We start from the raw sequence: 26,940 nt of genomic DNA, 5'->3' as shown, positions 1-26,940 counted from the left end.
CGTGTTCCTCGTTAAGATGGGAGTAAGTTTGATACGGACTAAACCGTGCCAGAACCGTCATACGCTGAGATTTTCATCGTCTCAGGCAGGTAGCCCTTCCAACTGAACTCCTCAAATCCGAGGATCGCCTTGATGAGATCGTCAACCTTCCCCCCCACGAGCTTGGCGAACTCTTTGTCACCCTTGACCTCGTCATATTTCATGTCAAAGCCACTGGCCTTGCAGTCCCCAACGATGCCCGCTTTAGTCAGCGCTTTGAGATATCCCTCAGACATTCTGAAGTGGTCAACCGGGTCCATACCTGCTGCCTTGATGAAACCAATGGACTGAGCACCAGGAGTCGATTTCTGGAACGTTTCGGTGCTGTCGCGGCGAAACACAGTGCAGGCCGCGAGTTGACTCAGAAACTTTTCCAACTCCTCGACAGGTTTCGCTGCCAGTACCAACTCAAACGGCGCACGGTCGAAACTGCCCAGCGTCTTGGGGAAACCGATTGATTTGTGCAGCCGTTCAGTCAGCTCCGCAGGCAGATCAGACCGCATGTCGAGGTAGAGGGAAACGATGCTGATTGCCAAGGCGTAGGCGCGATTTGCACTGATTGCCTGCGCACCCATTTGGGAGAACAGCGCAAATGCCTCCTTCTTAATCGCCTTCTTTACCTCTTGAGGCTTCGCAGTTGCGGTTTTACCCGCGCTCGCACTAGCTGCACTTGCCTTGGTGCTGGCCGTGCCTTGCTGAACAGCCCCAGAGCCTTGGGATTGGGCTACCGTAGGAGTCGCAGTCGCCTGAGCGATTAACTGCTTGTACGCGCCGTTGTGTTCGCTGTGGCAGGTCTTGTTGAAGCAGTGACCTCCGACAATAGTGCCTTCGTTCCCCTGCTTGGTGCTTACAACCGCTCCATAGTTTGCACAGGCCGTACAGGCTGAAAACTGAGTTGCCCCCACACCATTGGGGCCTCGTTCTTCAAGCAGCACATAGCCGTCTGTTGGCAGCGTCATGTCTGTATGCACCACGCCGTAGTCCTGCTGTGCTTCGATAAGCTTCACCTCGATCAGGTTGGCAGTCTTCTGCTCCCAGCAGGCGTGGTTCTGGCACTTAGCGTCACCCAGCGAAGCGCGGAACAAATCTCCATATTGGGCGCTGTTGTGCTGGCAAGTGCCGCACTCCGTGACGTCAAATCGTGCCGACGCAATTGAAGCCGTCATTTCGAGCAGGCGGTCACGAGTTGCAGTAACCGTCATCTTCCGTTCGATGATCGCTGCGCAGACGGACGCCTGAAGCTCCTCGGTCATAGGAGCCAGCAATTCAGCGTGGCCGAGTTTGATGTCGCCTTGCACTAACGCTTCGGCAACTGAGGAGCAGCATTTGGACAGCAGAACCCGAGCATCGAGTTTGCTGCGACCCCAACCCAAGGCCCGACATACTTCGTCGTGGTCGTTGTTAGCATCCTCCAAGAGTTGGACAGCGTTGTAAGCCTCCTCGATAGGCGTGAGGTCCGATCGTTGAACGTTCTCAATGGCTGCGGCCTGACGGGCCTGCTTATCGGTCATCTCGCGGATGATGACCGGGATGTCGATCTTGTTTTCCTCAACCGATGCGTCGTAGCGGGTGTTACCGGCAACCACCTCGTATGGAACTGCAGCGCCCTCGATAGGCCGGATCAGGATGGGTTGCATGACCCCTTCCTCGCGGATGCTTGCCCGGATCGCCGCGTACTTGGCCTTGTTGCGGCCTTTACGCGGGTCAATGTTTTGGTTACGGCGGATCTGCGTTAAGAGCACACGCAACTCAGCCGGTTGCCCGCCAGCCTGTTGTGATTGGTTGTCCGACGCGAGAGATAGGTTGGTCACGGGGGTTGCCTCGTTCTAGGTATGGAATGAGCAAATTTTCGCGCTCACGCCTGCGTGCCAGAACCGGCAGCGATCATATTTTTAAGGTAATTCAGTCCCAAGAACGGGAGTGCAACTAGCGGGTGTTCTGCCCATTTGATGCGGAGGACATGAAGTCAGGGACATGGACGCCGTCAAAGATGTGGGCGTCCAGATGCGGAAATGTGTGCAGCCGCTTTCGCAAACCGATCCCCCAGCTGTTTATGCCATTCAGTTGCCCGGGGGTGAGAGTCCAGCGTCGGTGCAGCTTGGCAACCATGGCCTCTAAAAAATCCCTCCGCTCGGGTTGGGTCTGTTGCACTGCTTCATGCAGCCAGTGGTTCAGGCCAATGCAGTGCTTAATGTTCGCCTCGCTAAACACCGTTTTCTGCTCTCCAGCGTTGCGGATCATCCCCGCCACTCTCTTGCGTGTCGCCTCGTCTAATTGCCCGGTCCTTCGGTAAGCCTCATACGCTTCAGTCAGCAGCGTGGACTTGTGGAGGTGAAATTCCTGCATGAACTCATATCGGAGCCGAAGATATTGAATAACCCGGTCAAGTGCTGGAAGAGAGGGGCGCTCAACGGCGGTGGTGGATGCGAGTGAAGATCGTCGAGAACCTGACTGAGGATCTGAATGCAAGTCTTCGCGGGTGCCAGGCTCGACGTCTGGGTCTTCCTCAGACACTACCAACAGGGCGAGTCGCGCCACGTCCAGGAGGCGCTCCTCGGGGGCGCCGAGCATCCTCTTAGCGCAGTTGGGCCCAGCATATGCCTCCTGAGCCCCGTCAGAGATGACGATGCCCTTGAGAGCTCGAAGTGGGCGGTTGCAGAAGAAGCACACCGCCTGTGGGGTCAAATGATCAACACGAGAGTATTCCCACATTTTCAGAGCCCACCATGCTGGTTGGATAAGGTGTTACGGGAGTTGGAGCGAGAGCATTACGGTGTACTTTCCATCAATGACGACAGCTTTAGTGCGGTTGGGCTCAACACGGACAGTATCTGAGAAAGCCTTGTTGCTCATGTTCACCACTTGATTGGTTCCGCATTTGAGCCGATCACCTTCTGAGATTCCGTCGAGCGCCGAAACCTGACCTATGACTTCAACTGGCTGCGAACCGTCCGCCTCTTTTGGCAAGGCGCGCAACTTCAAAAGTAAACCGGTTTTGTATTCCGCCTCACGGCACACCTCCTGCTTCGTGGCTGTGTCTTTAAAAGCTGCTTGATAGCGGTGGCTGACGCGAAGGTCCAGATCGTATTTCGAGCCATCCGTTGGGTATTTATAAGCCACCGGCTCATTAACGCCCGACGCGACGGAAACCTTTAGGTCTTCGGAGGAGGCCTGAACCAATAATGGGGCGAGGCACAACATGAAACCAATCCAACGCATTAGCAAAACCTCAAGGAATACTGGCGAATTTTTTCATCATCAACTGAGTCGCAAACCTGTCGCCGAACGTGGCGTGGTCCAACTTTGCTTTCGGCGTTGGTAGATGGTTTTCGTAATCGAACTCAACAACCTGGTCAACACCAAGCCACTTTGTAACGCGCTCGCACTCGGTGTATCCGTTGCATAGCACATCCGCGAGGAATTCTGGCTTGCCCTCCGGATAAACCGGTTCCAGTGGCTGGAACAGACTCTCGTAGTAACCCATTGCGTACTGGGCAAGCTCGGTAGCAGTGAACCCATCAATCGTGCTCGCAATTCCGAGTCCAGGTCCGAGGACCAGCACTGACTTGTAGTTCAAAGCGGCACCGCCCGAACAGCGACACGGACAGGCTGCATCGAACCGAATTCGTAGGTTTGTTCCTCACCGGGTTTAGCGTTGACCCGCACGTTGAGACGATCCATGTGAATCAGAGGGTTTGCCGTCTTCAGCTGAGCTTCGGTCAGGTAAGTGCGATCCACGCCCAGGCAGAAGCTGATGTCCTCTTCACTAAACTGCGGCTGCGACGCGCGGACGAAGTAGCCTTCAGGGAAGTAGAACACGTTGCCCTGTTTGACCATCCCGTTGCTATCCGGCTCCAGCATTAGCGTTTTGGACTTCTGGAAGTCGCGCACCAGGACGTCGCGGCCGTGGTTAGATGGCAGTTCGACCTTGATGAGGTTGCCGTAGGTATCCGGACTCTGGTCGTGAATCTGGATTTCTAGCCGAAACCCGGTGATCTGTTGAACACCGTTGGGTTGATAGGTGCGCTCATCCCGCCATTGCTCCCCACACTGACCAGATGGCACGTTGGAGGTCTCGGTAACCGCAACAGAGCCAGAGTGCTCCTTGGACTCATACTGGTACATGGTCTGCGTGTAGTCAGGTTTGCTGGAGCAGCCGGTGACAGCGAGACAGAGCACGGTGAAACAGAATAGAGGCTTGAGCATGGTTGTCCTTATTTTCCTGGGCGGCGAAGGTGCAGAGGTAGTGAGGATTGCTTCACGATGTCGACCAGTCCGAGGTCTTGAAGCGCCATCAAGGTGCTGGTGATGGTCAATGGTGGATGAACGCGAACTGCTTGACTTGGCTCCTGACTCCCGACGGCCTGAAGACCGCTGCACATAAGCATCGCTGGGGTTGATCCAATACCCACCTCAGTAGCGGCTTGAACTGGTTGCTGGCTGAACCCCTCGAGTCCGAACACGATAACCAGGTCGGGCGGACACGCGGCCAGTTCCGCAAGCGCCCCTGCGACTGTGTTGCATGCGCGAACCCTGTCGAAGAGGTCGCCAAGGATCTGCTGAGCTTGGAATGCTTCCGAAGCGTCGTTCGTAAGTATGAGTGCGGTGGCCATGACGGTAGTCAGTTCTGTCCCATGATTGCGTCGATTCTAACCGCCTGCTCCGAGTTTACGAGCCAAAGTACCCCATCCGAATTCGGGACCCGTGTTTTGGATTGATGCAAACAGCAAACACGGCACAGTTGCAGTAGAAACTCACTGCAGGTGCCTCATGTCCGAAGAGAACCCCAGCCCCTGGCTGCAAACCTATTCAATGCCCGTAATCCCGAAGGGCGAGCGCTTCGTGATGCTCAGTGGCTTGTCCGAGCGACACAAGCGCGAAGCATGGTCCGCGATATCACGCACCAATCCTGCCTTGGCTCAATTGCTGAAAGACCCGGCTGTGAAAGAGATGATGCAACACTTTGACGCCGACCTGTTCGTCGACGCCGCGGCAGTGCCAACCCTCCCGGCGGAGCCTCTGAAGGGCCGTAAGCGCGCAGAGAACTAGAAGGGCGCCAACATAGCGGCGATGTCAACTTTGAGCTTCAGAAAACGTTCACGACGCTCAGCGGAGGTAAGAAGGGACGCCTCACTGTTGGCCGGTTCACCCAACGGGCTCAGATCCAATTCGGCCTTTGCCGGCTTATCTGGCAGAACCAGATCTGCAGGATCCTTCCCGATAGCAAACATCAGGTGCGCAATCGCTAAGTGGAGCTCGGTTTCGCTGATCCCCGCAGGCGGCCTAGCTAGCTGGTGACAGAGATTATCGACAGACTGCTGGATCTCCTCCTGATTAGGCTTCTCCGATTCAATCCATGCCTTCGCGAGTTGTAAGGGTGTCATTAGAAGCCTCCTGGACGGGTGATTTGCGCCCGGAGCGCCTGTAGACGGGTTCGTTTCTCTTCCTTGCTGAGAGGTGCTGCTGCGGGGGAGTCAGGGTAGAGCGCTCCATAGTCCGGGGCCGCCGTCGCAATCGAGCCGGTCGTTTGCCCTGCAAATGCTTGGGGGATGCCAGGTTCCGGAAGCATTGAGAGGTCAGAAAGGTCCCCTCCACGATCAACGTAATGCTCTGTCAGTGCGTCGCAGGTGTCGCGGCAGTCTGCATCGTCAGCCAGTTCCCCCCTGACGGCGCGAGCGACGATGGCGTTCAGCGCGCCCCTCACAGCAGGCAGTGTGGGCTGCTTACCCAGCCAAGCGGTGGACCGTTGCAGCAGCGAGAGGTCACTGTTTACGTTTTGATGATTACCGGTCATGGCTGCACGGCTCCAGATGCTTTGGCGTTCGGCTGGGTGATCGACACGCGAATTACGTTGTTGACCCTGACGGTACTGAAACGGCCTTCCAACAGAATTGCCAGAGCGACCAAGGAAAGCGCCATAAGCACAGCGATCGCAAACTGCAGAGTACGCTCGTCAGCAACCCCTAAAAGACACGCGAAAGCGAAGTCCAGAGGTATGGCTACACCCCCGAGGAAAAGCACTGGAGCGAGAAGCCAGCGAAATCCTGGGACCAGCACTGAAAGGACCAATCCCCCAAGGCATGCGGGGGAGATAGCCATCGACAACGCGATCACCTGTGCGCCTAGCGGAACTGGGGACTGGCTCAGCGTAAGGTATCCGATCGCAATACTGCCCAACAGGACACCACCGGCAAAACAGCAGATGGAAAACCAGGAATAGGACGTGAGTCGAAACATAGGAAAATCCTCGATGTGAGTTCGATGGTATTTCCGCCTGGTTCTGTCCGTGCCGGAAGCAGTCTCCGCAAAGGAATTAATAGGAAAAGGAAGAATAAAGGAGGAGTGTGGGAAACCCAATGACGACGGGGGTTTGCGGGCAGAATCGTGAACAAATCCTGCCTTCAATCACGCACCAATCCTGACTGCCGACGGCTTTGACCAGCCGAATCGTGAGCCAATCCTTACTGTATAGACAGCCATCGTGGACCAAACCTGACTAGGGGAAGAACAATCGTGAGCCAATCCTCACTTTAGATACCCACCCTTCATGCCAAAATTCTGTGGGTAAGTAGGTCAAAAAACGGTGCGTGGACGAATCCTGACTACAATCACGCACCAATCCTGACCGCTGTATATCGAGGGTTTGGTGGCGGTGGAATAATTTTTGTACATCTGGAATAGAGTTTGTACGTGGTCTAACTCGCGGATTTTGAGAATTAAATCTGTCGCAGCCTCTGCGCAAAATCGTGGCTTCCAAGTCAGCGTCAAAACCACGCAAAATTGTCGCAACCCAGCAAACCGCCACTGAGGAGTCATACGTTTGAGAATTAAAACTGTCGCCGGGTACCGCTTTTGGCTGAGGTCCGGCCAAGTGGCCAAACCCAGCGACAGATGTACGCCCTATTTTGGGAGGCTACCGTCGAAGCTCTAACGAAACTCTCCAGGTCCCTGATACTCAGCTGGTAGTGGATCAGATGTTGCCCAATCGAGCAGACAATACGGTAAATAAGGCGTGTTAAAGCATTTGGCTAAAGCTTTCTGCAGACGGTCTGTCAGATAGCCCTGCTGGTCATCGCCACTTTGTTTATGGGATGGATTGAACAGAAACTCTGGATTTGCTGCCCTGACGTTCAGTCTCATCCTTGCTTGCTGTGACCACAGAATTCCATTCTCCGCGTCTGAAGACTCGACGACGATTGGCAAAAGCACGGGGGGAGGAGCATGTCTCCGCTCTTTGAGCTGATGAAGCGGCTTCCATCCACTTCTAACGTCAATAATGGAGGTTGACTGACTCCGTGCTTCGCCGAGAAGCAATTCTGCGAAGTCATGGCACTTCATCAGGTCTAAATCGCGGGTTGCTTCACGGACGTGTGCCGTAACTTGGTCGATGGTGTCATTTGCCAGACGAATCTCGACAGGTGAACCAAAACGAAATTCGTCCGCAATCACCGAGCGCAGATATTCAAAATCAACGTGATCATGATTCACATATGGGCGCTGGGCTTTGCCGGCGAGGACTCGTTCAAAATTCGGCGCAAGCCAGAAGTTGTAAACCATACGGAACGCGCTGCCGTGCGTGAATCGCACTCCTGGCTCCTCGTCGCTCATGACCGCAGTGGAGGTAAATTTATCAAATCCACGCCAGTCTTGTATCGGGGAGCCAAGCGTGCGCAGTCGCTCTTCGAATAATGAATCAAACAGGGGCAGCGACACGAATTGACCTGTTAGCCCCTTTAAATGCGCATTCAAAGCTGCGTGGCTTCCAAAGCCAAGTGCCGCTGCGATTGCCTCGGAGAGGTGAGAGGACGGGATTTTATATGCGTCTCGCACCTGGTCTTTAAGTAGTTTGAGATTCGGTGCCGTGAGGGTGAGGTAGGCCATGACAAATCCTTAAGATCGCGTCCACCGATTACTCGCCGATCACAGGATTGTGTGCGGAGGGTTTGAGAATCCAAACTTATGCATAGCACCCGATTTAACCCGGTGGCAGGTTGGGTTGGGCGGACACAAGCAATAATTTATGGCTTCCACTCTGGTTCGTCAACTTGGTGCCTGAACCATGTGTACAAGCCTGACTGGTCACTACTGCAATTTCGTTTTGGTAGCGGATTTCCTCCCCGAGGCGGGATATTTTGGGGAAGCTACGCCAAGGTTCGTGACAGCATTAATTCCCTTGTGACAGTTTTAATTCTCTACATCCATACGTTTAAGGCCGCGCCTGAAATCGACGATTGCACGAATCAACAACCAATCCTGACTAATGAACGGCGCCGTTCCGAGTCCAGCGGAGAACCAATGGATGTCGGTTTGGAATAATGTTTGTACATCTGGAATAGAGTTTGTAAGTGGTCTGACGTTCTGCGCGGAGGGTGGAAATCGACCATTGCGGGAATCAACAACCAATCCTGACTAATGAACAGCGAAGTTAAGGGTCGATCCCAGTACAGAATATCCAACTGCGGTGCACCCCCGAGCGACGGCCTGCAGTCGACCGTGAAGCGAATCAACAAACAATCCTGACTACCAAAGGCGTTGGGCCTGGGGCGTTGGAGAAGCTGCCCTGGCTCTGAGCGTTATGACAACACACCCGAAAAACACAGCAATACTCACCGCAAGCCACGCAAAAAAAAGCCCGCGTTTAGGCGGGCAAGGGTCACGATGAATTAAGGCAATATCTCAGGCACTAACGGCGAGTTCGCGTCTCTTTTCCCGGCGGTGCCCATCGATGATCATTCCGACAAACTTGTTGGTTGGGAAGACCTCATATTTGTAATCCATAGCCCCTTTACCCTTTGGTTTTTTTACTGGGGTGGATTTAAATTCGGTCAGAACGCCTTCGTCCACAAGCTGCTGGAGCGCGATGTTCACGGCACGGAAGTCGTCTGGAATTCGACTGGATAGCCCCCGGGCGGTGTTGCTTAAGAACTCGACAAGCTGGAATCGGTAGGGATGTACGGGGGAAGCATTTCTCCAACGCATGGAGAACTCGCGGTTAAGCGTTTTGGCGAGGCTGTTCGTCAGCTTCATAGACGTAGCGTAGTGGTAGAGGCGATAGTCGCCGCGTTCAATACCCCGGGAAATCAGAGGATGGAGCACCGCGACGCAAAGTGTCGCGTTTCCTTTTTCCTCGTCAGGCATATCTTTAACCTCGATGTAGTGCTTGCTGCTCTTATTCTTGCTGCGTAGTGCTAAGAGAGGGAGGTAAGTCGAGGTGATATCAATGGTCTCACCATCGGCGCTTCTGGTCTGAATCGTCAGCGAGGACTTCGATAAAATTTCAAGCGCTTGGCGCAGCTCGTCGTAAGAGTGGGTATGGCCGACAGACTTTAATTCCTTTCTCAAATCGTAGAGGCTGAATCGAACACTGCATTCCGCCTCGTTGAACCGCCCAGGCTGTGTACTGAATTTGCGTAGGGCCTCCTCAACACATTCTTCTCGACTCCCAGGATAGACACCCACCCACTCAGTTTTACCAGTCGCCTTGCCCTTGATCTTTATCGGGAGTTCCAAGCTGACGGCCTTCATCACCACACGGAAGTGTTCGCCGTTCAAGCGGCCGTCAAGCTGCGTTGTCATGTGCGAAAGCTCGCGGACCGTTTTTGACGCCCATGAAAATCTAGGCAGTGCGTCATAGATCGATACGAGATTGCTGTAATCATCAGCGTCGAGCTGGATTTCGTAGGCGCTGAACAGGGGCAGCGTCTGTCCAGGGGCCTGGCCACCATGTCGGCGATGGGTGTTGCGCAATTCCATACTTCGCACCCGTGCGGCAACACCCGTCTCAGAACGACTGAGTTGGGGATTGGCGCACTCAAGGCCAGGAAGCTGTTGAGTGCGAAGACTGCTCTGTTCCATGTAGGCTTATCCGTTAGCCCCACAATGCGACAAAGGCATCGTAGCGGCGATAGCAACTAAAGCGAGCGAACTCGGCTGCGAAAGCTGGTTGATACAAACCGCCACAACACCGTACATGGGGGAACCCCAGCTGCTCGATTGAGAGGCATGCGTGATAGCTATTGCTGAACGATCAGCCACTGGTCGCGGCCTTAGCGATCGCATTGATGACGCGAAAATCGCAGTCACTCATACCAGTGTTAGAACCCATGACCGCGTCGACAACACGCTGGAAATCGCCAACGTGCTTACTTACTTTATCGAGCAGTTCTGCAACCTCGATGTACTGGGCAGCAGTCGCTTCAGTCGATGGAGTGCATACGGCATAACCTTCAAGGCGAGACCGAGACAGACGAACGGATGCTGCCGGGAGGTTGAACGTGTTTGGCGCAGTCGCAAACATCGCAGTGATCGCGGATCTTGCTGAGTCCGCATCTTCAACTTGGACTGCCACAGCAACGGAAGCCTGAGCATCCGGGATTGGAGCCCTTAACAGGTACACCATTCCAGAAAGAGATAACAGTAAAGCGCAGACTGCAAACGTGCTTTTGACGGGGATTTTCACAACAAACCATCTCGAAAACATGACGTCTTCGGAGCATAACGCCTGAAAAAATAGATGCGAGTCAAAAACGGCCCTCCAAATTCACACCCGATCCTCAGTGAATTTGGAGACCCCATTTTCGCGTGCACTGGAAGAAATCCCCAGATAGTGTGCTGGCATGAAAACAGGAGTTCACATGCTGCTACTAACCCGAAGCGTCGGAGAGACCATCAATATTGGTGATGACATCACGGTCACCATTCTGAAAACCCAGGGAGGACAGGTTAGGTTGGGCATTAACGCGCCCAAAAACATCTCCGTGCACCGCGAAGAAATTTTCTGCCGCATCAAGGAAGAGGAAATCCTGAGGGCAGTCTGTGCGTCTTAAACCCACAGCACTGGTCCTTGCCTTGGCCGCCGTCCTTGCGGGATGCTCCGCAAGATGGATCGGCGAGCCAAGTCCAACGACCGCCAATCTGATCAACGATTTGAAGCTCGAGGGCTTCAAATGCAAAGGCGGGTTTTCAAAAATTGAGTGTAGGCAGATAGAGGCGTATGTCGAAAAGGCTCCGAAGATCTGCACATCCGAGGGCGGTTGCACGAAACAACCTTGCCATGACGTCAGGCTCGTTTACGTTATTGATCAAGCGCCAAATGGGATCCCGGGAATTACCCAGACAACTGAGCGAGCCATCACGCGAAGCATTCCGGACACCAAGCTTTACCCGCCGGCCAGGCAAGCCGAGCTGAAGGAATACTGCGCTGTCCGATAGGTGTGCCTACCGCGGCAGGACTAAACCGCCCGCCGCCTGAGCATCCCACTTGACCACCTGGGCATTATTCAGAACCTACCTGGCCAATTCTTGGGCGAATTCACCGCTTGCAAGTCCCCTCAAAAAATTCCGAACGCAGAGCAAAAGCGATCCAACGGCACCACGTCAGAGAGATTGAGCCGGTGTTTACGGAACCGGTGTTGAATTCGAAAACCGCCATCCAGCTTGCGAATGGTTTCTCACAGAAACATCCCTACCTCTGTAGCTTTGAATGCCACAAAGACCCCGGACTGGCAGCGATAGACCGTGGGGTTGAATCCAAGCTCTTGCGCTTCGACGGCGGCTTCATGAGGGTTGCTGGTACGCTTGAGTCGGACAATATCGATCTTCCCCCGCGACTGAGTCCAGAGTTCGAACCGCTTGTCACCTGCCGTATGTAGGCTGAGGCGTGCACTGATCATCAGCAGAATGGCGGTTGGAAACCGACTTCGAGGTGCTGACATAGCGTGCCTCACCGAAAAGTTCAGCAACTCGGTGAACTGAGCTGGGGAGGAGGAGCCTCGACCCAAAGCAATTAACTCGTCGATGGAGAAATCGGTCGGCAGATAGAAGAAGACGTCCGGTTTCGAACGCAAAGGCTCGCCACTCGGAACATTAAAGGCCAACTCGACGCCAATACGTAAGGGGAGCCCACCAGGTGACAACCCTGATACTTCTGGCCCCATGAGTCCAAAATCCAAAAGCCCATCGTCGGTACCTACGGTTAGCTTTACCCAATCGTCGAAGATGTCGACGTGGCAGGGCAATCCGGAGTCGGCCAGACCAGCTGCGAAGCGGCCCGCCAGATCCTTGAGTTGGGTAGTCGCGCCAGCGACAAGTTCGCCAAGCGTTCGAGTTGGGGGTATTGAGTCAGGTTGCAACATATCAATCGTCATCGGTAATCCTTGCACGTCTAGCCGCTATTGCAGCGACGGTGTCGGAGGTCGTCTGCTCAATCTGCAGCAGAGCAGTGCGCAAATTCCTTATCCGTTCCTCGTCGAGGTCCGACTGTCTATCGACAGAATGCTCCAGCGCCTGCCCGACCAGCTGACGGACTTGTTCGAGCGTGAAGCTGTCAGGGAGTGCGTCGGTACGCATTGAGGTGGTAATGAATCGATCAACGTTCGTCATGGGTCTCACCAAGGGTCCGCATCAATGATGCGGACCCCCCTTCAGGTCAAATGCCTTGAGGAGTCTCCTCGCCACCGAGTGCAGACAGTAAGCTCGGAAGCATCTCACCAAGAGTAGAGGTGAGCAAAAGTAGGGAGGCGTCAAATTGCCCACTTGCGTCTTCACCGCCGTCCTGGACCGCCTGTTCCTGAAGCAAATCTTCAAACCGGATCCGCTGTAGGCCAAGCTTTTCAGTGATAGAAAAGCTCATTTTATCCTTGTAGGCCAAGCTGAGTTGAGTGACGACCTTGCCGGATGCGACCAAATTCTTGATATCGTCGCCGGTGAGGTCCTGCTTCTTCACCATTATCTCGCCACCGTCTTCGTGGGTGTCGCTCAGCTTGCAGTTGTCCAGGACGTAGAAGTCGTCTGCAGCTTTAGCGGTTCTAACCCAGTCGGTAAAGGTTGCGGTGGGTGCGATTTTCACCGTGACCGGCCGGACAGGTAGGGTGCCGAGCACTTCGCGCAAGGTCGACAGCAGGTTTTCAGCGGCGCCGGCGCTAGAAGTGTTCACGTAGATGACATTGTTCGCGAAATCTAGTGCGGCGAAGGTTGTAGCCTTCTTGATAAACGCCCGGGGGAGAAAGCTCTGGATGATTTCATCTTTGATCTGGTCGCGCTCCTTCTTGTAAACCTTGCGCAGTTGCTCCGCCTCTATCTCGTCGACTTTCTCAGTCACTGCGTCCTTTACCACACTGCCAGGCAAGATGCGCTCATAGGTACGGAGGGCAACCAGGAAGATGTTCTGAACTTGATGCACCAAAGGTGCGTCCGGGGCTTTGCTGGTCGGGGACATGAAGCCAACAGTCGACAGGACCTGGCTTTCCGGGAGTCTCGCGGGTTTCGATTGCAACGCTGTTTCGAGCGCTTCCTGAGTCAGCTCGAGGGGTTGGGTCAGTCGGTAAACAAGGAGATTTTTGAACCACATCGCGGATAGGCCTTAGGCATTGATTGGAAGACGTAACGATAACGCACCCCCAAAAAATGCCCAGCCGAAAGGGCACATCCAAACATCGGGCCGCCGTTGGCGGTCTATCCGACCACACTGAGCACCGATAGCCCGATCAAGGCAGGGTGGGCCCAGGCCGGCGGCGCAGTCCGCTCCCATGTGAGAATAGTGCTTGCCGCAAAGCCTAGCTGCTTCCCAAGAGCATCATGCGAAAGCCCAAGCTGCTCGCGAAGTGCCTTGAATCTGGCTCCATCAATAGCCTTAACACAGGCATCCATGTATCTGAGGTTTCCAAGGCCAAGGCACGCGATAGCCATCCATGGTCGAGGGGTGTCTCGTTCAGCGGAGATTATGGTCGTCCGAGCGATATCGAACTCCCCCGCAAGCTCCTGTTGAGAGATACCAAGCTTGGTTCTCGCATCCTTGAGGGCATTGCCTGTGAAGTCCACGCGCTTCTTTTTTTTCATTACGGCATTCCAATGTGACGACCCACGTTTCAAAGCTAGGCCGCAGCCCGCCACTCAAAGGGGGCATGCGTTTTCTGGTTCGCAGATAAGGCGAAGAGGTCACTGGCAGTGGCACCATTCTTCATTGGCAAATACCAGCTCCTGGACGAGCGGACTGGTTCCGAAAAGCCCTCGGGCGAGCCGGGCGATGCACCGTCAGTGCGCACCAGGACACTCAGGTTTGCTCCGCTATTCCCATCGTCAATGAGCTCCAACGTAAACCCAATGTCGTCGATAGCCTCGCCTGTTCGCGGGTTGATGTAGGAGTGCACGACATCGCGGCCGTCGAGGAAACTGCGCTCAAGGCGATAACCGTGATCGAGCAGGATGTCCGCGATCGCGTCGCCGGCGGCCTGGATTAGGCGAGTCGTAACTGCGCCGGCGCTGAGATCCCGGTGCTGAATATCCAGTAGATGCTCAATGACAGCCCGGTTGAATGCCCTGTTCATCGTGGACCATCCAGAACTTTCGTTACTTGAGCAAATGCAGCGTTAGCAGCTTCAGCCAGCCGACCTGGTTCAACAGTTGGATATACCGCCGCCAGGCGCATCGCAAAGAATTCTGTCTGAGCATTAACGTCACTCGCAGGACTACCGGTGGTGAAGGGCAGATCGGCGAAGGCAAGCTCGAGCGATGCTGCAGCCTTGCGTCCCTCATAAACCACAATCAGGATGCCCGATGCTCGAGCAACGAGATCGAGCTTGATGGTCTCCCAAACCGTGATGCGGACCGACTTCAACGCAACGCCGGCCGACAAGGCCTTCTGCAATTTGAGTGCTAATACAGCCCGTTTTACGTACTCGTGGCCTTGCTCAGGCATCCGGGTGATAGGGCCAAAGCGGAAGCCAGGCTTTCGCAAGCCCTGGCGCCCATCCTCTGACGGGTACAATTCCGTATGGCCAGATGTAATTGCTCGATCAAGCAGCGCGCGCCAGTTGGTCATGCCCAGGAACAGGACGCGGTCATCAACGATCATCCGTGACAACGCTTCACCGGCGGCGATCCCTGTTGGGTTGCTTAGGTCGAATTCGTACACTGAGGTTGAGCCGCATTTGTTCACGGCAGCGGACGGCGGGCTGTGCAGGTTGAAGTCAAAACCCAGCTGTGGGGTGGAAGGCAAAGCAGTGGTTGCGTTCATGAATACACTCCTAGAAATTACTTTCTATTGGACGTGCAACCAAAGCGTGCCGGAAGCCTACGGACCGGTTAGGGCTAGATGTTTTTGTGAACCTGCTTAAATGCTGGTAGGCGCTGGGGGTGAACTGATGCAACGTAAGGCGGATTTATTGGGCGCCATCCGCTGCTGCAGCTGCCCAACAGCGCTGTCACTTTGTTCAGGATCCGCGTACGCCTTCAGAAAGGTGGTGATAAGCGCTTGCAGAACCTCACCACCGGGTTCACCGCGATGAACTGTCATGATGCAGAACTGCTCAAGTAGCACGGGGTCCGTCTTGCTCAGAAAATCCCCACCCACCACACCGGCCACGTCTTCAAGCAACAGCCGCAGATAATGATCAGAAGATTCGCTACCGGCCGCAGGGTTATCACCTGCCTCGCCGATGTTTAAAGGACGGCCATTCTCCGCGCCGTGGGGTAAAGCCCGAAGGACTTCAAGCGCGCGGTTAACGTGCGGGCTGCAATCGGTGCACACTGTTGGTCCCATGACTCGCCTCTTACTATGAATACCGGCAAGGCTATCAGCGAAACGGTCGGTGGCGTAGCGAAAAGAAGGGTACGAAACCTTACAGCGTCTCAGCGAGCCCAGCTGCAAATTGCAGCGATATGTTCAGGGTCAAGTAGCGCCCATCCAGTCGCAGCCGAGGTTTTTCCAAGCAGGTGTGAGTCACAAAGTGCTAACGCAACCATCACACGCTGTTTGTCATCGGCGTAGTCAACCTGGGAGCCTGTTTGCGCGCGGTGAATAACGCCGACATGCTCGGTAACGCATTTATGCATTCCACCATCCGCGACATGTTCAATCCGCTCCCAGGTTGGTTCAAAGCAATACCCGTAAGTGGCCGCTTCAGAACAGATGTCTACGACAACCCCATTGAAGAACTTGATAGCGGAATAAACCACGCCGCCATCGACGACTCGCGTTAGGCGGAAGGCGCCGGAGGCGTCACGGGACTGGTAGGTAAAGGGATCGCCATACGGTTTACGGAACAAGCGCATTTCGGAGTCAACGATGAAGGTGTCGTTTCTCCCTTCGCCGGATGCGATGGTGTAATCAGTAGAGGCGGCGTCTGGGCTGGGGGCGTTAATAGTTAGCGTGTCGTAGGTCAAAGGGCACCTGGCTGATCGGTATTCGTCTGGATGGAATTTCTGTCATCCAGACTTAGGTAGAGGGTCAGAACTATCAACAGTTCGTCGTGTGGGGCTTATGCGCTAGGTGCGGGTCCTGCATCAAGAGCACCGGTACCGTTCGTTGCGCGGGCTTTACTGGCCATTGCCATCACTCCACAAAATGTGAGGAACGCAAACCACAGGCCGCCGACGCAAAACCACTCTTGCATAGCCGATTGGGGGGCGGTGAGTGCCATTGTACTGGCCACAGCGCAGGTACCGAAGAATAGGCCCATCGTCAGAAAAGATACCCGCAACAAGGATTCGGCAAGCTTTTGCCCAGGCCGTGCGGCTGCGACTTTAGAAGCCCAAGTCACTATCAGCACAAAGGCCACGAACGACACCCAAATGCTCCCGACGCTGAGGAGTTCAACCGCAGAGGGATCTTGCGATCGGCCGAGAATGGTGCAAGTGAGGAGTGCGCTTGCGAAGGTGTAGATGCCAATCGCGAAGTAGGCGATGCGAAGCAGTGGTTCAGTCATGGAATTCTCCCGAAACGATCATCAATGAGGAGTCGCTATCGGCTCCAGTGGCGCAGGCAATGTTGCCTGCTAGAACCGTGATAACGAGAGAATTGGCAATTTCAAGGCCGCGGGCCCCACACGCAGAGAAAATCTTTTTTGGAGCGGGTATAGGAGGGGGTGGAGGGGGTAACAAAAGCCTTGGGGGCCAGGCCGGTACCCCAACGCGGCTCTGCCACACACCCACAGCCCTATAGCGGTGAAAAGCCCGGCACATGCTTGACGATGGCGTTGATCAGGTCTTCACGGTTAAACGGCTTTGTCAGGTAGTCAGTTGCACCTGCGGCCATCCCCTTTGCCTTGTCGAACAGCCCGTCCTTCGAGGAAAGCATCACGACGGGGGTTGATTTCATCTCGTTATGACGGCGGATCAGCTGCGTGACTTGGTAGCCATCCAGTCGCGGCATCAGAACGTCGATGAACAGAAGTTGTGGGTCGAAGTCTTTGATCTTCGACGCACAATCGAAGCCGTCTTCTGCGAGCATGACAAGGCATCCTGCAGCAACGAGGATTTTCTCGCCCGCCTTGCGAATCGAAGGAGAGTCGTCAACGATCATGACGCGAAGTGGTGAATCAGCCATTTACGAATGCCTCTTGAAGAAGAAATTGCTCCATGCAGGCTATATGGTTGCCGATAATCAAAGTCATAGCTAGCCAAAACAGCATCTGGTTTTTTACTTCCACCAACATAACGGCAATGGGAAAATTCCGAAGGGGCAGAATGACTTGTCTCTTTTTAGGCAATGTATAAAGCTGCACAGACACGTCGAGCAGAAGCAGTTATGAAACATTCGAAAACCCCATTGCTGGAACACCATAGCTTCTCTCGAGGCCCAGCAAATATCGTGATTTCGGACAGGGATATCGTGGCTCTCAAGGCCCTTGCGCACATGGGTGGCCGTGTAGCCGCCCCCGCCGACCTAGGAGGTGCCCTTGATCAGTCCCTCGACGGGACGCGCAAATCGTTGCTTGGGGGGCGGCACCTGCGCCGGCTGGAAAGTGTCGGCTTTGTCCGCGTCCTGGCGGCGCCGGGGGTCGGCTTTGAGATCACCGTGACCGGTCTCGCCGCTGCTGCCACCGATGATTAGCCATCGATCGATGCATTCAACTCAGCAATGCACGCAGACATTCGCCCCGGGGACTGCTTCTCTGCGAGTGTTTTGACACCTGCAAGTGACTTTACTTCTTCTAGAGCTGGGCCATATCCTCGTGCAGCCGCAACCGAATACCAGCAATAGGCCGTGAACTGTGGGTCACCACCGGTGCGGATGCGGCCTAGCGATACGTTGAGCGCATACTGATAGACCGCCTCCAGATCACCACTTCTACCACGCTCCTCGAGACTCAGCCCACCATTTTGAACGGTCTCCCTTTGCAGCGTGGCGTCTCCACGCGGGCTAGGAGCGCTTGGTACATCGATGGCAATCGCGGCTCCCGGCGGTACAGATCGTGGGCTAAAAGCCGTTGTATAAGCCCTCGAAGCATCGGCATCACCAGCAGCAGAGGCAGTCCGCAGATAATCGAGTCCCCGCTCCATGTCATTAAGATGGGGTAATCGTTGGTTAGTCAGTGCCATTCCAAATTCCCGCTGAGCCCGGACACTGGTTTCCGCAGCTTTCGCGAGCAGCATTGAGCCATATGAAACGTCCTTTCCGACGCCGGTCCCCATCACATACAGCCAACCGAGGACCCGGGTCGCCTCAGAATTCCCAAGCCCCATGGCGGCGTTCAAATAGCCTACCGCGGCATCAGGATCCTTCTTAACACCAGCACCAGTCAGGTAGATTTTGGCAAGGTCATAGAAGGCCTCGGTGTTCCCTCGGGAGCCCGCCTGCTCAAGCAGAGAAATCTGCCCATCTACGTCGCCAGTGGCTCCTACACGGCGGGCCTCCTGCAGTATATCCACAGCTTCACCTCCACCACCCGCATCACCGATCTGGCCATGGGAGCTCACGTCATCATCCGACGGCTCAGGAACCGAGACGATTGAGGTAGGAGCTTCCCCAAGCGCGAAGATCTGCACATCCTGCTCTACCGGGGCATCGAAGGTTTCAATGCGCGCCGGTGCATCCAGAACACGCGGATGATCAGCGGCAACGGGCTCAGGGCTGTAGCGGGCTGGCTGGGGTGCAGGATCGGATCGGACTGCCAGCGGCTCGTCGAACGGATTTCCAGTGTACTCAGGTGGAGAAGCACAGCCCCCGGTCACGGCTATAGCGAGTAAGCAGAGGGGGAGGCGAGGGAAGGACATGAATGTTTACACCGGCTTCTGAGATCTGGGAATGATTGCAGAATGCCGGGCGCAGGCACAGCCAAAACGAGGTAGCCGAATTCTTTGGGGGGCAAGGCTTTCAGCTACTAAGACCAGGGTAATCGTCGAGCATCAGGTGGGCGTTGCTTTTGCTGACTACTGGATCAGTTGGAGCCGGCGTCTCAAGCTCCTCGCGCATTTTCTCTATCTCACGCCGGAACACTTGCTCACTGTTGGTGGTTTTCTTGACGTAGGGCTTTGGGTCGGGAGCGCGCTCAGCAGCATACAAGGTCACTGCATCAGGGTTCTCAACGAGCTTCTCTGCGACTTTGGATGCCAGAAAGGCGCGCATAGCATCTTTGGGAGAGGTCGAAATCATCTGGTGAATCTCCTTGCGAAACTTTGGCCACAAAGGCCTGTTGCGGCCGGCGGGTAGTGGGCCGGCAGAATGGAATTGCGACAGTGGCTTGTTCTACCAGGGTGCAAAAAAGCGATGAAGTTGCAACCACCGGAACTGCCAGATCGAACATCAAAAAGGATAAGGAGCGCGCGTCAGGCCCGGGGCAATGACATCGAAGTACGCTTCCACGACCGTCGGATAGATAAACCAGTTCGAGGAACGAACAAACGTAATACCGATGGTTACTGCGTAACCTGAGGCCAGCGTCTTGGGTTACGAAAGTTGGGTCAGTTTATCTACCAACCAAGGAAATCCTGGTGACGCGTAGTGTCACAACGAGCGAGTAGAGAATAGCTGAAATGTGCACTATCCCGTCAAGACGCCGCGGGTAGTCGACGATTGGGGAAGGACCAGACAGACGGGGATTGCATCCATTCCTCCAGCTGACGCGCCAACTCGTCCAGGACAACGGCGTCAAAAGCCGATATTCCGTCCCATCGCCCGCCGGTGCTCATGATTGGGTTTGGCCTGGCGCCGAGGTTGCGCGCGATGTGGAGATCACTCAGACCGTGACGCCCAACGGCCCAGATAATCCAGTCGGTGAGCAACACACAGGCCCCAGGCCCATCGTCCGAGAGCCACCGTTCGACTTCTAGGAGCATCCCAAAGATCAGATCGACCGTTTGGGGAGAAGAAGACGCTTGGGCTACTTGGGCAGTCCACTCTGAAAGGAAGGCCCGCTCGAGCTCATTTGACTGCGAACAGAATTGGCCGGGCTGCTCGACGAAGCGCCGAACGCTCTCTGTGATACTCATTGCCTCCAGGTCCGCGCTGTTTTGAACAGGCCGAACCGATGTAACAGCCGATGAGTTGAGGGTGATCGACGCGCAGTGCATGGCTGGTGAGTGGGCAGTGCGGAAGAACGCGTGACCGTCAATGATTGCGGCCCAGTCAATACCTCGGGAACGCAGTAGGGCTGTTAGCGCGCCTACGAGTGGGGAGGACGCGCTATCAGCTGGATTATGGCAGTGCGACATAGCAGTACTAGCCTTGGACGATAGGTCCGATGTTTTGGCGGGGAACAAATTAACCCGCAATGTTGAAAGCGCAAACCGAAAACAGGCCTGCGAACATCGCAGGCACCACGACATCAGCCATCATGCCGCCAGGCGTCCAACATCTCCTTAGGCACCTGGTCACGGGACGTCAGAATGCACTGGCTTAGCTCTGCGTTGAAGAAAACGACTGCGCTGCCAGATCCTAGCGCGGTCCGTACACGCAGAACCTTCTGCTCCTCTGTTGAATCGTCGCCGTTGTCCGTTCCCTCCCTGCACACGAAGTCTTCTATCAGGTTTTGCAGAGTCTGAGGTTCGAGTTGATCGTGGGGAATAATCATCAGCGGCCACCGTCGATTTGGTAAGCGCCAGTGACATGGGTCTTCATGCCTTTAGTGCACGGATAGGTGAGCTTGCCATCCTGCCAGCGGACAGCGAGAGCAAGCCCTATGCAGCCCTCACACTTACACTGGCGGCTGCCACCCGTGCGGAATCCGAACGTGGTGCCATCACTGCTATAAACCCGGGAGGTCGGAGGTAAATCGCGGAAAAACTGCATCGAGCGCATCAAGATAGTCCTCATGAATAGTGGACCAATCCTCACCTGGCACAGGTCGAGCCAGAAGCCCTAGCGCTCGGAACAGTGTTTAATCCAGCTGCGTATAAGGTCCTGCTTTCCAGTTGCATCGAGCAGAAACCCAAAGAATGTATTTGCTTCCCCTGTATGGAACCCAAATCCGATCTGTTCGGCGCCGGATAGGGACCAGAGCATGTTGTCGTCTGCTATGAAGCTGGCCAAGACATAATCACCGGAGATCGATGGTTTGGCCTGGAGTTGTCCGATCGGGAGGAACTGCTGATTGATCCGCAACGAGTAGGCTTTCGAATTTCTAGTGATGAATGTTTTGTTGTCCCCCGCATCCCATAGCGCTGAAACTTTAACGCGCTGGTTTGGTGCGCAACTCATCAGGATCTTGCCATAGCCGTTCATGGTTTGCTGACGGCCCACAAGGAACACTGATCCCTGCTTGCCTTCAATCTCCCAGTCTGCCGGCAGAACACCGTTGTTGACCAAATTGAGTTGAACCGCGTCCGAATGTGAGAGCAGCTGCATTTGACCGCGGCCCACTTGAACCATCCGCTGGAACAAGGCCGGCGCGACTCCCATTTTTATGAGATAGGAGGTTATCGCCGCAGAGAAGATCTGCGCAACGTCAAGGTCCGTCGCTAACGCGGTACGGCGGTAAAACCGATGAATTCCGATCTGGGAGGCGGAATCAATGAACCGAAACTTCCCCCCGGCGTATGTCAGGACACATGCGCTCATGCACTTCCCTGCAGCTGGATGGCCAGAGCTCGCCCCGGGGCGCCCGACTGCGGTATTCATACTGGACCTTCTGATCAACTCGCCGAGGTCCATGCCCGCTTGCGGATCCCCACCTGCGGAGTCCAAGTAGACCACTGCCCCGTGCAGATTCTTGGCTGTGATGAGCGCGGAGAGCTGCGCGACAGTGGCATCGGTGATTTCGCCCGATAGGTAGACTTCAGGAGGTGACGCAGTGCCTGTGGTGGCCGCCGGAAGGATTTGCACTTCGTTTGCAAACGACAAGGCCGAGATCCCGCTCAAAAGCGAGCCAATTAAAATGCGATTCAACGCGCGCATTGCTGATTCCCTGAATTCGCCCTAGCAGGCGAAGACGGTAAAGAGGCAGGCCGGAACAACTCTCGGCGGCCCGTGACGGTATTGCAGCGGCTTGGCCGGGTTAGAGTTCGTACTTGTGGTAGACCACACGACTCATGGGCAACGTCTGCACCAAGTCTCCGTCTTCATTGCGCACCAACTGGGCGATTCGCTTGTTGTCGCTATCGACAGCGGTATAGGTGTCGCCGTCGCGCTTCCACTCAGCGACCATGACTGTGCGGCCATCGGCGACGAATCGGTCTTTCTGGATGACTGCCAGGCCTACGGGGCGGGGGAGCTCATCTGAATACTGAATGGCAGCCTGATAAGCCCCATGGATGCTGTCCCCGCAACCCGTCAGGAGCAGGGGGAGACATAGAATGGCGATGCGTTTCATTTTCAGCATGTCCTCGGTCACATGCCGTCACGCTACCGGATTTCAGATGAAGCACCAGTCAAAGTAGGGTGTCCGAAATCCGCTATGAGGATTTCTGGCGCGGTTTTTTGCTGCCAATCGGCTGTGGAATTTCGACCAACCCGGCTTTGGTCATACGGCGAGCTTGGTCGCGTCGTGGAGCAGGCGGCAAGGGTAACTCGCAAGGGAGGGGGATGCCGTCGCGCTCAGCAATGCGCCTTATGAGATCATGGTATGCATCGACATAGGATCGCTTCCCGATATAGGCGCGCAGTCGCTTCGTGCCTGGAACGCTATTGCTACCCCAGTAAGAACGACCGGTACCGGAGTACGAAACGATCAGTGAAACTCCCGACCACGGCCGTTCGGGGGGCCTTGGAGCGCAAGATGCCGGGTTTTATTCCGAGCTTGAGCTCAGTGGCATCGCGCCAGACTTTAGCGCGCCGTAGAGCCTCTGCGAGAGATCCGTCGAAATCAGAGGCTCGGAATGAGCAGTGGAACCGTTCGACCGTGGGGCCCCGCCCCTGTTGGATCATGGCGCGGTAACCCGTAACGGTGCCTACCTTATTTCGTAGTGGACTAATACGCCGCATCTCGAACGCGTCATCCGCGTGCCACCGCTTGGAGCGCTCATGTACCGGAGGTGCAGTACCCGTTACCTGTCCTGCAGTGCAATCTGCGTCGAGACTTTCAGCCAGAGGCAAGAAAGCCCGACGACGCATGTAAATGAGGTCAATTGGGCTCGCGGGTGGCAGCGCACCCGCGACGCGATCGAGTTGAAGAAATTTTCCAGAATCCATTCGTACTTCGCAGCTCATAACGATCAAGGCTGCCAGGTCGAGGACGCTTACCGCCCGCCACGATCCTGCCAGCTGTTAGTGCCCCATCGGAGGCACATGAATTAGCCAAATCTGCCCGCACCGAAATCGGTGTCGCCGGGCTACTGTAACGAGCCCTGTCACACCTTGCAGCTAATGTCAGTCAACAGGGGACATCTAACAACGCGCATTATTCTACGGCGCTTAAATCTGCGGTGAAAAGGCAAAACTCAAAATCCCCATTATTTAAGACCGAACATGGCCGCAATCCTGCACCAATTAGCGCCTCTCGGTATATGACAAGGACTGTTCGCCCATGCTCCTAAAACTCCACCGATTGCTCTTGTAACTGGCCCAGCAACACGCTCAGTTGGTTGGCCAGGTCACGCCGCCCATCAGTCGTAAGGTGGCTTCCATCGCCGTGCAGCTTGCGAGCAATAGATTTCAGCATATCAATCTGCCTGGACTCAACGACGAACCCGGGTACAGCATCTCGTGGTTCCTCGGCCGTAGGGTCGTCATAGCAAGGGCGCCAGTGGGTCACGCTTTCGGTCAGGTCCCAACCTTCAGAGCACGCGCTGATCCAACGACTCCGTGAGAAAGGATCTTCTCCATCGTCGCGCACGAGCCGCGCCATTTTCTGGTCACCCCAAGACATAAAGACAACGACTGTCTTTGAGCGCGGTTCGCAAAACTCACGATCGAAAGTGACAGGCAAGAACCGAGATACGCGCATCCAAGACATGAAGAGCCTCCTAAAATTAATGAGGCCATCATGAGCTCTGGTGATCCGTGCCGGAATCACTGGGTCAAGATTCGATTAATCATCCCTGTAAGCTGGGCGTGGAGAACAGTGGAACCCCGAAGGGTCAGTGGAAGGATGAGCACCTTCTCTTCGGCATAGGTCCTGGCAAAGGTGGGATTGAGTTGCTTTAGGTTGGAGAAGTTGTGCACGGCATCAGCGAGTCGGAGAGTCTGGCCGCCGGGCGAGGCTTTGGCGAGGTGCGCAAGGTCTATGGCTTTGCGCCGAGCACGGTTGCCATCAGAAGGTTTGCTAGGGTTGGTAACTTCAAGCACTAAGGCCAAGACGACTTCGCCCAGTCGATCACGAATCACGGTCTCTCGGCCCGCCCTCAAGTGTTCGTCACACTCTAGAACATCGTGGAGAAGAGCTGCCGCGATTTCCTCCCATTGATCGCTAACCGAGGCAACCAAATCAGCAACCGCGATTGGATGCTGAATATAGGGCTCGTCAGCGGTGAATTTACGAACCTCGCCTGCGTGCCAGTCAGTGGCGAGCGAGAGAGCCGTGGCCATAGCGTCATCCATCTTTCGATTCCTCACAACGGCGGTTGTTGGCGGCAAGAGGATTCAATCTGCCTCAGTAATAGCCTGACCTGAGCCTCTTCTTTAGGAACGATCTCCCACCGACGGCCGAGTTGCTGGCCAGCGAGAAAACTTGTGCCAGCATACCGGCCTTCGAGCCGCTCGATCGTGGTTAACCGACGGTTGAAAACATCAATCACGCGCAGCAGTGTCTCTTGGTTGGGTTCCATGATGAACTCACCTGGGCGAAGCTCATTGGTCAATTTGGTCTGGCGCTGCGAGACGTTCGAGGGCATCTGAACCCACCTTCAGGTCATCATTTTATCCGAGGATAACTGCCAACATCTGGAATGCGAGCCAAAGACTATCGTCGGAATTCAAAAGCCGACAACGCAGCAGAATTAAGCTGCTCCAATGCGACTTTTGCAGCCATATAGCGTTTCTCTCGGCCATGGGAGGAGCAAGTGTGAGGCCTGAATTGGCACCTCTGCCTAAGCCCACCTGGAGCCACGTCATTTCACCGCAGCTGCCGGCCGGGTCATTTCTTGGCTACGGACCTTCGCCTGCTCGCCTACCAATTTCGGATTCCGTAGGCGTGAGGTCTTCAGATCCAAAATTTCGAGACGGCCCAAATCACAACAGTGACCGGATAATAGAACAGCTCGCGCAAGGACACCCCGCGTTCCCAGTGGAGAAGAAGAAGGAAGGCGCCTCCGTTGGGGTATCGGGCTCTGCTGGGCCTTTCCCATCCGCAGTCCCAGCAGCCGCGGGCTGAGTAAGATCGTGTACCAACTGAGCCATCACTTGGTCAGACAGGTGTTCGAACAATCCCTTATACGGGGGGGTGAATGGGGCGACCTGATTTCTGACCTGCATTTGATTCCTCCATTTAGCATCTGACGATAACGACACCTCCGCAAACGCCCAGGCGAGTCGGCTAGGGCTATCCCGATGTCAGGCCTCGGCAACGAGCGCTTAACTGGAAATCGATTCATAACGCCGAGGGCTCCGTGCCATGGCGGGTGTAGGGGTTTCGAGCTCCAGCGACGCTCGCATGCGCCAGAAGCAAAAAACCCCCTCAGCCGCATTACCGGCTGAAGGGGTTCTCCACGTTGATCAATCAATCCCACGTTAGTGGCTGACCGCGAACGGACAGTCAATACGCACCTTGCTCAAGCTGCCAGCTGTTGCTGGTCGTACTTGGCTTCAATCTTTGCAAATTCAGCAAGCATCTCGGTGAACGTCAAAGCATCACGCTGGTGAGCTTCGATGTGCACAAGCCGCTCACATCCTTTTTTCCACTCAATTGTGGTCGACATCTTTTCGAGAGTGTCTCTTGGCGCAACTCTGGTAAAACCAGATTTGAACGCGTCGAGTACGGCCTCATCGAGGGTGTCTGTAGTGAAATGCGAGTAGAACCCGTTAAGCCGGAACACTGAATATCGAAAGCGTCCTGGCTCTGATGCGTCAGGCAAGACCAATGCCCACAGATCCCCCGATCCGTTTTGCATGATCATGCCTACACCGAACTCATCGAGCTCGGCATACACCGCTTGAAGCGCATCGTGGCGAACCTCAATTTCCCGGATCAAGGCTTCCTCAGCTGCGCAAGGGGGGTGTTTATTCTTTTGGGTCAGACTGTACAGCTCACGAACAGACTCGATTTGGTCATGGAAGTAGGTGCGAAAGTTACCGGTGCGAGCCATGGAAGAGTCTCCAAAAGGAGGGATTCCATGCCAGGGCATGAAATGCCCTGGTAGGGTGTTTACTCGTTGAGGTTTCGGTCAAAGGGCGCGCAGCTTGTTACGGCGCGCAGCGGCCAGATCGTTCAGCCTTGTGGAGGCAGTGGCAAGTCAAAACTCTTGACGTAACCAATACACTGCACCGGGGTTTTAAATCTTTCATATTGCCTCGCACACATCTCATCGAGCTTATGCCCCTGGGATGCGAACTCAGCTTTATGTCGCGCCGAATGGGTACTGCTAATCGAGAAAACGCAGCCAGCCGCGAGGCAGGACACCACGAACATCAGGACCAGCGGACCTACAGGGTTTGCTACTTTCATAATTGTCTCTCGCCAGTAGAGCACTGGGAAAATATAGAAACGCCTGGTGCTCTAAGGCCAGGCGGATGATGGAGGGAACCAACATCTTCCTGGCCACGGCCTGGAATTGTCAGGCCTTGCGGTGGATCCATGTGCGAGGCTCTTTTGG

General features: G+C 55.2%; 34 protein-coding genes. 3 read left to right on the top strand and 31 right to left on the bottom strand.

The genetic code is table 11. From position 1 onward, the window contains the following. Positions 1-38 precede the first annotated feature (38 nt). From L9059_RS00295 to L9059_RS00270, 6 genes are all read right to left on the bottom strand, one after another. The gene (locus L9059_RS00295; protein WP_247285512.1) at positions 39-1,850 is read right to left on the bottom strand and encodes a PRTRC system ParB family protein; all 1,812 of its coding nucleotides are present in this window, start codon (positions 1,848-1,850) and stop codon (positions 39-41) included. A 115-nt stretch (positions 1,851-1,965) separates the two neighbouring features. Further along, entirely contained in the window at positions 1,966-2,751 is a 786-nt protein-coding gene (locus L9059_RS00290) for a hypothetical protein (protein ID WP_247285510.1), read from the bottom strand. 33 nt (positions 2,752-2,784) lie between these two features. Then, positions 2,785-3,258, bottom strand: a complete 474-nt coding sequence (locus L9059_RS00285; RefSeq protein WP_247285499.1) for a hypothetical protein — start codon at positions 3,256-3,258, stop codon at positions 2,785-2,787. Between the two features lie 10 nt (positions 3,259-3,268). After that, positions 3,269-3,616: a hypothetical protein gene (locus tag L9059_RS00280; protein WP_247285482.1), complete on the bottom strand. Its 348-nt coding sequence runs from the start codon at positions 3,614-3,616 to the stop codon at positions 3,269-3,271. Further along, a complete protein-coding gene (locus tag L9059_RS00275) occupies positions 3,613-4,245 on the bottom strand; it encodes a hypothetical protein (protein WP_247285481.1) in 633 nt (210 codons plus the stop codon). Before L9059_RS00275 ends, L9059_RS00280 begins: the two co-directional genes overlap by 4 nt. Positions 4,246-4,253: 8 nt before the next feature. Next, on the bottom strand, positions 4,254-4,652 hold the full coding sequence (locus L9059_RS00270; RefSeq protein WP_247285480.1) for a hypothetical protein: 399 nt from the start codon (positions 4,650-4,652) through the stop codon (positions 4,254-4,256). Positions 4,653-4,809: 157 nt separating this feature from the next. Here L9059_RS00270 and L9059_RS00265 point away from each other — a divergent pair, with 157 nt between their 5' ends. Continuing rightward, a complete protein-coding gene (locus L9059_RS00265) occupies positions 4,810-5,088 on the top strand; it encodes a hypothetical protein (RefSeq protein WP_247285470.1) in 279 nt (92 codons plus the stop codon). Here L9059_RS00265 and L9059_RS00260 read toward each other — a convergent pair. From L9059_RS00260 to L9059_RS00235, 6 genes are all read right to left on the bottom strand, one after another. Then, the gene (locus L9059_RS00260) at positions 5,085-5,423 is read right to left on the bottom strand and encodes a hypothetical protein (RefSeq protein WP_247285468.1); all 339 of its coding nucleotides are present in this window, start codon (positions 5,421-5,423) and stop codon (positions 5,085-5,087) included. The two genes, L9059_RS00265 and L9059_RS00260, sit on opposite strands and share 4 nt — an antisense overlap. Further along, positions 5,423-5,833: a hypothetical protein gene (locus L9059_RS00255; RefSeq protein ID WP_247285465.1), complete on the bottom strand. Its 411-nt coding sequence runs from the start codon at positions 5,831-5,833 to the stop codon at positions 5,423-5,425. The genes L9059_RS00260 and L9059_RS00255 overlap by 1 nt, the downstream gene beginning before the upstream one ends. Continuing rightward, the gene (locus tag L9059_RS00250; protein WP_247285456.1) at positions 5,830-6,276 is read right to left on the bottom strand and encodes a hypothetical protein; all 447 of its coding nucleotides are present in this window, start codon (positions 6,274-6,276) and stop codon (positions 5,830-5,832) included. The genes L9059_RS00255 and L9059_RS00250 overlap by 4 nt, the downstream gene beginning before the upstream one ends. A 690-nt stretch (positions 6,277-6,966) precedes the next feature. Beyond that, positions 6,967-7,920, bottom strand: coding sequence for a hypothetical protein (locus L9059_RS00245; protein WP_247285453.1), 954 nt, complete (start codon positions 7,918-7,920; stop codon positions 6,967-6,969). A gap of 795 nt (positions 7,921-8,715) precedes the next feature. Beyond that, on the bottom strand, positions 8,716-9,894 hold the full coding sequence (locus L9059_RS00240; protein ID WP_247285452.1) for a replication protein: 1,179 nt from the start codon (positions 9,892-9,894) through the stop codon (positions 8,716-8,718). A 172-nt stretch (positions 9,895-10,066) separates the two neighbouring features. Beyond that, positions 10,067-10,498, bottom strand: coding sequence for a hypothetical protein (locus L9059_RS00235; RefSeq protein ID WP_247285450.1), 432 nt, complete (start codon positions 10,496-10,498; stop codon positions 10,067-10,069). Between the two features lie 175 nt (positions 10,499-10,673). On the opposite strand from L9059_RS00235, the gene csrA reads away from it, so the two are divergent. Continuing rightward, on the top strand, positions 10,674-10,865 hold the full coding sequence (gene csrA / locus L9059_RS00230; protein WP_247285449.1) for a carbon storage regulator CsrA: 192 nt from the start codon (positions 10,674-10,676) through the stop codon (positions 10,863-10,865). Between the two features lie 624 nt (positions 10,866-11,489). On the opposite strand, the gene L9059_RS00225 is transcribed toward csrA, so the two are convergent. From L9059_RS00225 to L9059_RS00180, 10 genes are all read right to left on the bottom strand, one after another. Then, entirely contained in the window at positions 11,490-12,185 is a 696-nt protein-coding gene (locus L9059_RS00225) for a hypothetical protein (RefSeq protein ID WP_247285446.1), read from the bottom strand. Next, on the bottom strand, positions 12,175-12,420 hold the full coding sequence (locus L9059_RS00220) for a hypothetical protein (RefSeq protein ID WP_247285444.1): 246 nt from the start codon (positions 12,418-12,420) through the stop codon (positions 12,175-12,177). Before L9059_RS00220 ends, L9059_RS00225 begins: the two co-directional genes overlap by 11 nt. Before the next feature lie 46 nt (positions 12,421-12,466). Further along, positions 12,467-13,387, bottom strand: coding sequence for a recombination-associated protein RdgC (gene rdgC, locus L9059_RS00215; protein WP_247285442.1), 921 nt, complete (start codon positions 13,385-13,387; stop codon positions 12,467-12,469). 104 nt (positions 13,388-13,491) lie between these two features. Beyond that, a complete protein-coding gene (locus L9059_RS00210; RefSeq protein WP_247285424.1) occupies positions 13,492-13,875 on the bottom strand; it encodes a helix-turn-helix domain-containing protein in 384 nt (127 codons plus the stop codon). Between the two features lie 35 nt (positions 13,876-13,910). Beyond that, positions 13,911-14,363 (bottom strand): hypothetical protein, encoded by a 453-nt coding sequence (locus L9059_RS00205; RefSeq protein ID WP_247285422.1) that lies wholly within the window; start codon positions 14,361-14,363, stop codon positions 13,911-13,913. Continuing rightward, positions 14,360-15,052, bottom strand: a complete 693-nt coding sequence (locus tag L9059_RS00200) for a hypothetical protein (RefSeq protein ID WP_247285420.1) — start codon at positions 15,050-15,052, stop codon at positions 14,360-14,362. Before L9059_RS00200 ends, L9059_RS00205 begins: the two co-directional genes overlap by 4 nt. 96 nt (positions 15,053-15,148) lie before the next feature. Next, positions 15,149-15,577 carry a hypothetical protein gene (locus tag L9059_RS00195; protein WP_247285410.1) on the bottom strand — a complete coding sequence of 143 codons (429 nt, stop codon included), beginning with the start codon at positions 15,575-15,577 and terminating at the stop codon, positions 15,149-15,151. 89 nt (positions 15,578-15,666) lie between these two features. Then, a complete protein-coding gene (locus L9059_RS00190; RefSeq protein WP_247285408.1) occupies positions 15,667-16,200 on the bottom strand; it encodes a hypothetical protein in 534 nt (177 codons plus the stop codon). A 95-nt stretch (positions 16,201-16,295) separates the two neighbouring features. Continuing rightward, positions 16,296-16,742, bottom strand: a complete 447-nt coding sequence (locus L9059_RS00185) for a hypothetical protein (protein WP_247285406.1) — start codon at positions 16,740-16,742, stop codon at positions 16,296-16,298. Between the two features lie 230 nt (positions 16,743-16,972). Beyond that, on the bottom strand, positions 16,973-17,362 hold the full coding sequence (locus L9059_RS00180; protein ID WP_247285404.1) for a response regulator: 390 nt from the start codon (positions 17,360-17,362) through the stop codon (positions 16,973-16,975). Positions 17,363-17,563: 201 nt separating this feature from the next. Here L9059_RS00180 and L9059_RS00175 point away from each other — a divergent pair, with 201 nt between their 5' ends. Further along, entirely contained in the window at positions 17,564-17,869 is a 306-nt protein-coding gene (locus L9059_RS00175; RefSeq protein ID WP_247285402.1) for a hypothetical protein, read from the top strand. Here the strand turns inward: L9059_RS00175 and L9059_RS00170 are convergent. From L9059_RS00170 to L9059_RS00135, 9 genes are all read right to left on the bottom strand, one after another. Continuing rightward, positions 17,866-19,032: a tetratricopeptide repeat protein gene (locus tag L9059_RS00170; RefSeq protein ID WP_247285392.1), complete on the bottom strand. Its 1,167-nt coding sequence runs from the start codon at positions 19,030-19,032 to the stop codon at positions 17,866-17,868. The two genes, L9059_RS00175 and L9059_RS00170, sit on opposite strands and share 4 nt — an antisense overlap. 100 nt (positions 19,033-19,132) lie before the next feature. Further along, positions 19,133-19,411 (bottom strand): hypothetical protein, encoded by a 279-nt coding sequence (locus tag L9059_RS00165; protein ID WP_247285390.1) that lies wholly within the window; start codon positions 19,409-19,411, stop codon positions 19,133-19,135. A 1,171-nt stretch (positions 19,412-20,582) separates the two neighbouring features. Next, the gene (locus tag L9059_RS00160; RefSeq protein WP_247285388.1) at positions 20,583-20,828 is read right to left on the bottom strand and encodes a YheU family protein; all 246 of its coding nucleotides are present in this window, start codon (positions 20,826-20,828) and stop codon (positions 20,583-20,585) included. A gap of 287 nt (positions 20,829-21,115) precedes the next feature. After that, positions 21,116-22,150, bottom strand: coding sequence for a COG3904 family protein (locus L9059_RS00155; protein ID WP_247285379.1), 1,035 nt, complete (start codon positions 22,148-22,150; stop codon positions 21,116-21,118). A 100-nt stretch (positions 22,151-22,250) separates the two neighbouring features. Then, positions 22,251-22,565 carry a hypothetical protein gene (locus L9059_RS00150; protein WP_247285377.1) on the bottom strand — a complete coding sequence of 105 codons (315 nt, stop codon included), beginning with the start codon at positions 22,563-22,565 and terminating at the stop codon, positions 22,251-22,253. Positions 22,566-23,723: 1,158 nt separating this feature from the next. Then, positions 23,724-23,852: a hypothetical protein gene (locus L9059_RS30580; RefSeq protein ID WP_282615277.1), complete on the bottom strand. Its 129-nt coding sequence runs from the start codon at positions 23,850-23,852 to the stop codon at positions 23,724-23,726. Between the two features lie 350 nt (positions 23,853-24,202). Further along, the gene (locus L9059_RS00145; protein ID WP_247285375.1) at positions 24,203-24,730 is read right to left on the bottom strand and encodes an HD domain-containing protein; all 528 of its coding nucleotides are present in this window, start codon (positions 24,728-24,730) and stop codon (positions 24,203-24,205) included. Positions 24,731-24,741: 11 nt separating this feature from the next. Continuing rightward, positions 24,742-25,023, bottom strand: a complete 282-nt coding sequence (locus L9059_RS00140; RefSeq protein WP_247285364.1) for a hypothetical protein — start codon at positions 25,021-25,023, stop codon at positions 24,742-24,744. Between the two features lie 876 nt (positions 25,024-25,899). Next, positions 25,900-26,433, bottom strand: a complete 534-nt coding sequence (locus L9059_RS00135) for a hypothetical protein (RefSeq protein WP_247285362.1) — start codon at positions 26,431-26,433, stop codon at positions 25,900-25,902. Positions 26,434-26,940: the final 507 nt, after the last annotated feature.

The sequence above is a fragment of the Pseudomonas violetae genome, assembly GCF_023072615.1.
Classification (GTDB): Bacteria; Pseudomonadota; Gammaproteobacteria; order Pseudomonadales; family Pseudomonadaceae; genus Aquipseudomonas; species Aquipseudomonas violetae.
Note: the sequence above shows the minus strand (reverse complement) of the source record. Positions and strands in the feature narration are given on the sequence as shown.

Coding starts and splice junctions, on each gene's coding strand:
- L9059_RS00290 (WP_247285510.1), bottom strand. CDS start 2,751: ATGTGGGAATACTCTCGTGTTGATCATTTGACCCCACAGGCGGTGTGC.
- L9059_RS00285 (WP_247285499.1), bottom strand. CDS start 3,258: ATGCGTTGGATTGGTTTCATGTTGTGCCTCGCCCCATTATTGGTTCAG.
- L9059_RS00275 (WP_247285481.1), bottom strand. CDS start 4,245: ATGCTCAAGCCTCTATTCTGTTTCACCGTGCTCTGTCTCGCTGTCACC.
- L9059_RS00270 (WP_247285480.1), bottom strand. CDS start 4,652: ATGGCCACCGCACTCATACTTACGAACGACGCTTCGGAAGCATTCCAA.
- L9059_RS00265 (WP_247285470.1), top strand. CDS start 4,810: ATGTCCGAAGAGAACCCCAGCCCCTGGCTGCAAACCTATTCAATGCCC.
- L9059_RS00260 (WP_247285468.1), bottom strand. CDS start 5,423: ATGACACCCTTACAACTCGCGAAGGCATGGATTGAATCGGAGAAGCCT.
- L9059_RS00255 (WP_247285465.1), bottom strand. CDS start 5,833: ATGACCGGTAATCATCAAAACGTAAACAGTGACCTCTCGCTGCTGCAA.
- L9059_RS00250 (WP_247285456.1), bottom strand. CDS start 6,276: ATGTTTCGACTCACGTCCTATTCCTGGTTTTCCATCTGCTGTTTTGCC.
- L9059_RS00245 (WP_247285453.1), bottom strand. CDS start 7,920: ATGGCCTACCTCACCCTCACGGCACCGAATCTCAAACTACTTAAAGAC.
- L9059_RS00240 (WP_247285452.1), bottom strand. CDS start 9,894: ATGGAACAGAGCAGTCTTCGCACTCAACAGCTTCCTGGCCTTGAGTGC.
- csrA (WP_247285449.1), top strand. CDS start 10,674: ATGCTGCTACTAACCCGAAGCGTCGGAGAGACCATCAATATTGGTGAT.
- L9059_RS00225 (WP_247285446.1), bottom strand. CDS start 12,185: ATGACGATTGATATGTTGCAACCTGACTCAATACCCCCAACTCGAACG.
- L9059_RS00220 (WP_247285444.1), bottom strand. CDS start 12,420: ATGACGAACGTTGATCGATTCATTACCACCTCAATGCGTACCGACGCA.
- rdgC (WP_247285442.1), bottom strand. CDS start 13,387: ATGTGGTTCAAAAATCTCCTTGTTTACCGACTGACCCAACCCCTCGAG.
- L9059_RS00210 (WP_247285424.1), bottom strand. CDS start 13,875: ATGAAAAAAAAGAAGCGCGTGGACTTCACAGGCAATGCCCTCAAGGAT.
- L9059_RS00205 (WP_247285422.1), bottom strand. CDS start 14,363: ATGAACAGGGCATTCAACCGGGCTGTCATTGAGCATCTACTGGATATT.
- L9059_RS00200 (WP_247285420.1), bottom strand. CDS start 15,052: ATGAACGCAACCACTGCTTTGCCTTCCACCCCACAGCTGGGTTTTGAC.
- L9059_RS00195 (WP_247285410.1), bottom strand. CDS start 15,577: ATGGGACCAACAGTGTGCACCGATTGCAGCCCGCACGTTAACCGCGCG.
- L9059_RS00185 (WP_247285406.1), bottom strand. CDS start 16,742: ATGACTGAACCACTGCTTCGCATCGCCTACTTCGCGATTGGCATCTAC.
- L9059_RS00180 (WP_247285404.1), bottom strand. CDS start 17,362: ATGGCTGATTCACCACTTCGCGTCATGATCGTTGACGACTCTCCTTCG.
- L9059_RS00175 (WP_247285402.1), top strand. CDS start 17,564: ATGAAACATTCGAAAACCCCATTGCTGGAACACCATAGCTTCTCTCGA.
- L9059_RS00170 (WP_247285392.1), bottom strand. CDS start 19,032: ATGTCCTTCCCTCGCCTCCCCCTCTGCTTACTCGCTATAGCCGTGACC.
- L9059_RS00165 (WP_247285390.1), bottom strand. CDS start 19,411: ATGATTTCGACCTCTCCCAAAGATGCTATGCGCGCCTTTCTGGCATCC.
- L9059_RS00160 (WP_247285388.1), bottom strand. CDS start 20,828: ATGATTATTCCCCACGATCAACTCGAACCTCAGACTCTGCAAAACCTG.
- L9059_RS00155 (WP_247285379.1), bottom strand. CDS start 22,150: ATGCGCGCGTTGAATCGCATTTTAATTGGCTCGCTTTTGAGCGGGATC.
- L9059_RS00150 (WP_247285377.1), bottom strand. CDS start 22,565: ATGAAACGCATCGCCATTCTATGTCTCCCCCTGCTCCTGACGGGTTGC.
- L9059_RS30580 (WP_282615277.1), bottom strand. CDS start 23,852: ATGCTGAAATCTATTGCTCGCAAGCTGCACGGCGATGGAAGCCACCTT.
- L9059_RS00145 (WP_247285375.1), bottom strand. CDS start 24,730: ATGGATGACGCTATGGCCACGGCTCTCTCGCTCGCCACTGACTGGCAC.
- L9059_RS00140 (WP_247285364.1), bottom strand. CDS start 25,023: ATGCCCTCGAACGTCTCGCAGCGCCAGACCAAATTGACCAATGAGCTT.
- L9059_RS00135 (WP_247285362.1), bottom strand. CDS start 26,433: ATGGCTCGCACCGGTAACTTTCGCACCTACTTCCATGACCAAATCGAG.